The organism is Amycolatopsis dongchuanensis, from assembly GCF_039542405.1.
Taxonomy (GTDB): domain Bacteria; phylum Actinomycetota; class Actinomycetes; order Mycobacteriales; family Pseudonocardiaceae; genus Amycolatopsis_E; species Amycolatopsis_E sacchari.
This window is the reverse complement of the sequence record NZ_BAABIB010000073.1, coordinates 24,744-30,743: the sequence shown is the minus strand read 5'-3', so window position 1 is coordinate 30,743 and position 6,000 is coordinate 24,744. Positions and strand designations below refer to the sequence as shown.

Below are 6,000 nucleotides of genomic sequence, written 5' to 3'. Positions count from 1 at the left end.
CACGCAACCAAACCGGACCATAACCACCAAGCCACAGCCCACCCACACCCTCACACTGAGCGCCCTTGACGCGGTGGAGCGGCCGTGAACACTCAAGGATCGGGGCGGGGGTGGGGCCGCTCAGCAGGCGCGCCAGCGCCGGGAGACCCCGTGCCCGACTTGACCAGCGAGGAAGCCAGCCCAAAGATCAAAAGAATGCCTCGCCGGCGGCCAATACCGCTAAGTTAGTACGTTTTACCTGGTCAGGGCGTTACCGGAGGCTCTGTTCAGTCGTTCCCGCCGGTTAGGCGGTTCTCCACTTAAGACAGTCGCCGTTGCGGTTGAGGGGAATCTTCAATTGAGGCAACTGTTCTGTCGGGGTGTGACCGCTCTGTGGGCGACGCCTCCAAACGCCTCTGAGCTGCGGAAACTCGCCTAAACTTAGCGGTATTGGCCGGCGGGCAGGCTCCAGGATGATCGGGACCCAAAGGGATCTCACCTTCGCGAGGTGGTCGAGTTGAGTGATCATCCCGTCGCCTGCGGTTTGTGCATATCACTTTGAGGACCAGCCGCAAGCCTGGCAAGGCAACCGCCGGTCTCGAAAAAGGTTGCGGCTGCCCCTCAAAGTGATCCACCGGTTTCAGGCGACGGGATGATCACCCAACTCTAGGCAGGGGCTTTGCCCCTCACGCCGCCCGGAAGAACCGGTCCAGCACCCGTGTCCCGAACTTCAGCGCCTCGACCGGCACCCGCTCGTCCACGCCGTGGAACAGGGCCGAGAAGTCCAGGTCCGCGGGCAGCTTCAGGGGTGCGAACCCGAAGTTCCGGATGCCCAGTGACTGGAAGGACTTGGCGTCCGTGCCCGCCGACAGCATGTACGGCAGGGTTCGCGCGCCCGGGTCTTCTGCCAGTACCGAGGCCGTCATGGCATCGACGATCGCACCGTCGAAGGTCGTTTCCACCGGCGGGAGTTCCATCCACTCCTTTTCGATGTCCGGGCCCAGGATCTCGTCCAGCTCCCGGTTGAACGCCTCCAGCCTGCCGGGCAGGATGCGGCAGTCCACCGCCGCCTCGGCGACCGACGGGATCACGTTCGACTTGTAGCCCGCCGTCAGCATCGTCGGGTTCGCCGTGTCCCGCAGCGTCGCGCCGACCATCCGCGAGATGTTGCCCAGCTTCGCGACCGCGCCCTCGATGTCGTCCTCCGGGAAGTCCCACCCGGTGATCTCGGTGACGCCCGCGAGGAACTCCTTCACGGAGTCCGTCAGCACCAGCGGGAAGCGGTGGTTACCCAGCCGCGCCACGGCCTCCGAGAGTTTCGTGACGGCGTTGTCCCGGTGGATCATCGAGCCGTGCCCGGCCGTGCCGCGCGCCCGCAGCTTCATCCACCGGATGCCCTTTTCGGCGGTCTCGATGAGGTACGCCCGCACGTCGTCCTTCAGCGTGACCGAGAACCCGCCGACCTCGCTGATCGCCTCCGTCACGCCCTCGAACAGCTCCGGCCGGTGCTCCACCAGCCACTGCGCGCCGAACTTCCCGCCGGCCTCCTCGTCGGCCAGGAACGCGAACACGATGTCGCGCGGCGGGACGATGCCCTCGCGCTTGTAGTACCGCGCCACGGCCAGCGTCATGCCGACCATGTCCTTCATGTCGACCGCACCCCGGCCCCACACGTAGCCGTCCTGCACCGCACCCGAGAACGGGTGCACCGACCACTCGGCGGGATCGGCGGGCACCACGTCGAGGTGCCCGTGCACCAGCAGGGCGCCACGTGAACGGTCCGCGCCCGGCAGGCGGGTGATCACGTTGTGCCGGTTCTTGCCACCCGACTCGACGTATTCGATCTCGTAGCCGACCTCGGTGAGCTTCTCGGCGACGAACTCCGCGGCCGCCCGCTCCCCCACCAGCGTCGCGGGATCACCGGTGTTCGTGGTGTCGATGCGGATCAGGTCGCTGGTCAGCGTGACGGCCTCGTCGGCCGCGATCTCGATCTGGCTCACCCCGCATTCCTATCATCCGACGACGAGGCGCGTGACCCCGTAGGCGAGCGCGGCCACCGCGGCGGCTGCCGGGAACGTCAGCACCCAGCCCAGCACGATGTCCCGCGCCACACCCCAGCGCACCGCCGACAACCGGCGCGTCGCGCCCACGCCCATCACCGCCGACGTGATCACGTGCGTCGTCGAAACCGGGGCGTGGAACGCGAACGCCGTCAGGTACAGCACGGACGAGCCGACCGCCTCCGCGACGAAACCGTGCGGCGGGTCGAGCGGGAAGACGCGGCGGCCGAGCGTCCGCATGATCCGCAGGCCACCCGAGTACGTGCCCAGCCCCAGCGAGACCGCGCACAGCAGCGTCACCCACAGCGGCACCGTGTACAGGCTCTGCTGCCCGCTCGCGACGAGCGCCAGCACGATGATGCCCATGCCCTTCTGCGCGTCCTGCAGCCCGTGCCCGAGCGCGAGGCTCGCCGCCGACAGGATCTGCAGACGGCGGAACACGTGCCCCACCTTGTGCGGGTTGCGCCGCCGCAGCAGCCACAGCGCCGCCACCATGCCGAGGTAACCGAAGACGAGGCCGACCAGCGGCGAGAGCACCATCGGGATCAGCACCTTCTCCAGCACCCCGCCCCAGTGCACGGTGCCCGCCGACGCGAGCGCCGCGCCGACGAGCCCGCCCACGAGCGCGTGCGAGGACGACGAGGGCAGCCCGAAGTACCAGGTGATCAGGTTCCACGCGACGGCGCCGACGAGCGCGGAGAACACCACGCTCAGCGCGGCCGAGCCCTGCGGCGGGTCGATCAGTCCTTTCGCGACGGTCACCGCGATCCCGGTGCTCAGCAGCGCGCCGAGCAGGTTCATCACACCCGCCAGGATCAGCGCGCCCCGCAGCGACAGCGCCTTGGTCGACACCGCGCTCGCGATCGCGTTGGACGCGTCGTGGAAGCCGTTGGTGTAGTCGAAGAAGACGGTCAGCAGGATCACGAGGACCAGACCGAGCGTGGTCCCGTCCACTAGGACTCCTTGACCGCGATGGTCTGCACCACGTCCGCGACGTGCTCGAAGGCGTCGGCCGCCGACTCGAGCCGGTCGATGACCTCCTTGGTCTTCATCACCGTCAGCGGGTCGGCGCCGTCGGTGTTGAACAGGTGCGCGAGCAGCCGCCGGTACACGCCGTCGGCCTGGTCCTCGATGGCGTTGATCTCCTCCCAGAACGCGCTCAGCTCGGTGACCTTGCGCATCCCGGGCATGGCCTCGGCGGTGAGCGTGGCGGCCCGCCCGAGCAGCTCGACGAGCGCCTCCACGCCCGGCGGGAACTGCTCGATCCGGTACAGCACCGCCAGGTCGGCCGCCTCGTCCATGTCGTCGAGCACGTCATCGATGCGGGAGGCCAGCAGCTGGATGTCCTGCCGGTCGAACGGGGTGATGAACGAGGTGTTGAGCTGGAGCATGATCTCCTGGGTCGCGTCGTCGCCCAGGTGCTCGGTGTCGTGCATGAGCTGGGCGACCTTCTCCCGTTCCGCCATGGGCACGGAGATCAGCTCGGTCAGCAGGCCCGCTCCCGTCACCAGGTTGCCCGCGGCGGTGGTGAGCAGGTCGAAGAAGCGGGTGTCGCGCGGGGTCAGGCGCACGAAGGTCCTCTCACGGTCGGCTGCCGACGCCCGTCCTGAGTTCGTGGAGCCGCCCGCGCGGGCCGTCCGGGGCGAGCGGAGGCGTGTCCAGCCCCGCACCCTCGCGCAGCCCGCCCAGGAACTCCCCGATGGCGTCGGTGGCACTGTAACCCGGTGACCAGCCCAGTTCCGCGCGTGCCCGGCCCGTGTCCATGACCGGCAGGCGGAGTACGGTTTCGAACAGCCCCGGACTCGCCGGCACGGCGTGCAGCCGCCAGGCCGCCGCGAGCGGCCCGCGCAGCGCCCAGCCCGCCAGCTTCACCTTCCGCGCGCCCAGCAGCTCCGCCAGGACGTCGGCGTCGAGCACGGGTTCGGCGGCGACGTTGAACGCCCCGCGCACGTCCTTCACCGCGGCGAGCCGGTACGCCTGCCCCACGTCGGCCGAGTGCAGCGCCTGCATCCGCAGCCCCGGCACGTCGGGGATGACGGGCAGCAGCCCGGCCCGGCCGAGGAAGTTGGGCACGAGCGGCCCGGCGAACAGCCGCCGCTGCTGCGAGGCCGACTCCCGCTTGAAGATGAAGCCCGGCCGCATCCGCACCACGCGCGTGTCGGGGTGGCGCGGCTCGAACCCGTCGAGGTAGCGCTCCAGGTAGGCCTTTTCGCGTGGGTAGGCCGCTTCCGGCCAGCCGTGCGTCGGCCAGCTCTCGTCGACGCGCGTGTCCTGCGGCCCCGGGGAGTAGGCACCCACGGACGAGGCGTACACGAGCGCCGGCACCCGTTCCCGGCCCACCGCCTCGAACATCTTGATGCTGCCGAGCACGTTCGCCGTCCAGGTGCTCACGGGGTCGTGCGTCGGCTGGAACAGCCATGCGAGGTGGATCACGACGTCCGCGCCCCGCACGAGGTAGCCGAGGTCGTCCTTGGCGACGTCGGCCAGCGCCCACTCCGTCTTCGACGCCGTCCACCCCGGCTGGCGGCGCACGATGCCGACGATGGAGGACACCGCCGGATCGGCGCTGAGCGCCTCCACGACGCTGGTGCCCACGTTGCCACTCGCTCCGGTCACCACGACTCGCATGCGCGGCGGGTACCCGGGCCCCAGGGGTTCAACCGGCGTTTGGGGTTCCCCGGGCTGGGGCATCTCGGCCGCATGAGCGAGCTTGCGAGCGAATCATCGAACACCATGCTGGCCAACGGCGCTGCCGCGGCTTGCCGCGTCCGAAAGGAGGCCGCATGAGCAAACCTCCCCAGCAACAGCGGCCACCGGGGACCACGGCGGAGATGGATCCCCAGCCGCGGGACACGATGAGCGACTACACCGGCCGCGACCTGCTCAAGGACAAGCGCGCACTGGTCACCGGCGGTGACTCGGGCATCGGCCGCGCCGTCGCGATCGCCTTCGCCAAGGAGGGCGCCGACGTGGCGATCGCGTACCTGGAGGAGCACGAGGACGCCGAGCGCACCGCGGAACTCGTGCGCGCGGAAGGACGGCAGTGCCTGCTGCTGCCGGGCGACCTGGCCGACGGCGAGCGGTGCCGCGCGATCGTCCGCGACACGGTGCGGGCCTTCGGCGGGCTCGACGTGCTGGTGAACAACATCGCCACGCAGCGGGAGCTGGACTCGCCGGAGGAGCTGACCGAGGAGCAGTGGCTGCACACGTTCGACGTGAACATCCACAGCTACTTCCGCGTCACGCGGGCCGCGCTGCCGCACCTGGGCGAAGGCGGCGCGATCGTCAACAGCGCGTCGGTGAACGGCCTGCGCGGCAACAAGAAGCTGATCGACTACTCCGCGACGAAGGGCGCGATCATCGCGTGGACGTACTCGATGGCGCAGGCGCTGGCCGAGCGCGGCATCCGGATCAACTGCGTCGCGCCGGGTCCGGTGTGGACACCGCTGATCCCGGCCACGATGTCGCCGGACCACGTGGAATCCTTCGGCGAGAACGTCCCGATGAAGCGGATGGCCCATCCGGACGAGCTGGCGCCGTCGTACGTGTTCCTCGCCGCGAACCGGCTTTCTTCCTACTACACGGGTGAAGTGCTCGCCGCCCTCGGTGGCGAGACGATGCCCGGCTGAGCACAGGAGGCGACCATGGCACAGGAGAAGTCCGAACAGCAGGAACGGCTCGAGCTGGAGCCGGAACCGCAGACGCTGGAGGACCCGGAGAGCTGGCAGGCGGAGGACCCGGACTACGCGAGGGAACCCGACTCGGAGGCCTCCGGCGGCCAGTTCGCGGCGCCGGACCGCAGCAACGAACTCGTGGACACGGAGAAGACCGCGATCGCCGAGGACGGCGGCACCCAGCACCCCGCGACGGGCGCCGAGGAGCAGGCGATGCACGTGGAGGACGGCGGCGTTTGACGGCCGCCGCACCCGGGCACCCCTACGGGGAGTTACCGAAACGAGTG

The 6,000-nt window shown here is 69.6% G+C and carries 6 protein-coding genes; 2 read left to right on the top strand and 4 right to left on the bottom strand.

Annotated features, from left to right (window positions below):
• Positions 1-665: 665 nt before the first annotated feature.
• Genes ABFX51_RS17215 through ABFX51_RS17200 form a run of 4 tightly spaced genes read right to left on the bottom strand, consistent with a single transcriptional unit; the run spans position 666 to position 4,667 of the window.
• On the bottom strand, positions 666-1,979 hold the full coding sequence (locus ABFX51_RS17215) for a M20/M25/M40 family metallo-hydrolase (protein WP_091503611.1): 1,314 nt from the start codon (positions 1,977-1,979) through the stop codon (positions 666-668).
• A gap of 12 nt (positions 1,980-1,991) precedes the next feature.
• Entirely contained in the window at positions 1,992-2,993 is a 1,002-nt protein-coding gene (locus ABFX51_RS17210) for an inorganic phosphate transporter (protein WP_218153365.1), read from the bottom strand.
• Positions 2,993-3,610, bottom strand: a complete 618-nt coding sequence (locus ABFX51_RS17205; RefSeq protein WP_091503609.1) for a DUF47 domain-containing protein — start codon at positions 3,608-3,610, stop codon at positions 2,993-2,995. The genes ABFX51_RS17210 and ABFX51_RS17205 overlap by 1 nt, the downstream gene beginning before the upstream one ends.
• 10 nt (positions 3,611-3,620) lie before the next feature.
• Positions 3,621-4,667 (bottom strand): NAD-dependent epimerase/dehydratase family protein, encoded by a 1,047-nt coding sequence (locus tag ABFX51_RS17200; RefSeq protein WP_346054233.1) that lies wholly within the window; start codon positions 4,665-4,667, stop codon positions 3,621-3,623.
• Positions 4,668-4,822: 155 nt separating this feature from the next.
• On the opposite strand from ABFX51_RS17200, the gene ABFX51_RS17195 reads away from it, so the two are divergent.
• Together ABFX51_RS17195 and ABFX51_RS17190 are read left to right on the top strand one after the other, a co-directional pair.
• On the top strand, positions 4,823-5,668 hold the full coding sequence (locus ABFX51_RS17195; protein ID WP_091503604.1) for an SDR family oxidoreductase: 846 nt from the start codon (positions 4,823-4,825) through the stop codon (positions 5,666-5,668).
• A gap of 15 nt (positions 5,669-5,683) precedes the next feature.
• On the top strand, positions 5,684-5,953 hold the full coding sequence (locus tag ABFX51_RS17190) for a DUF5709 domain-containing protein (RefSeq protein WP_091503603.1): 270 nt from the start codon (positions 5,684-5,686) through the stop codon (positions 5,951-5,953).
• Positions 5,954-6,000: the final 47 nt, after the last annotated feature.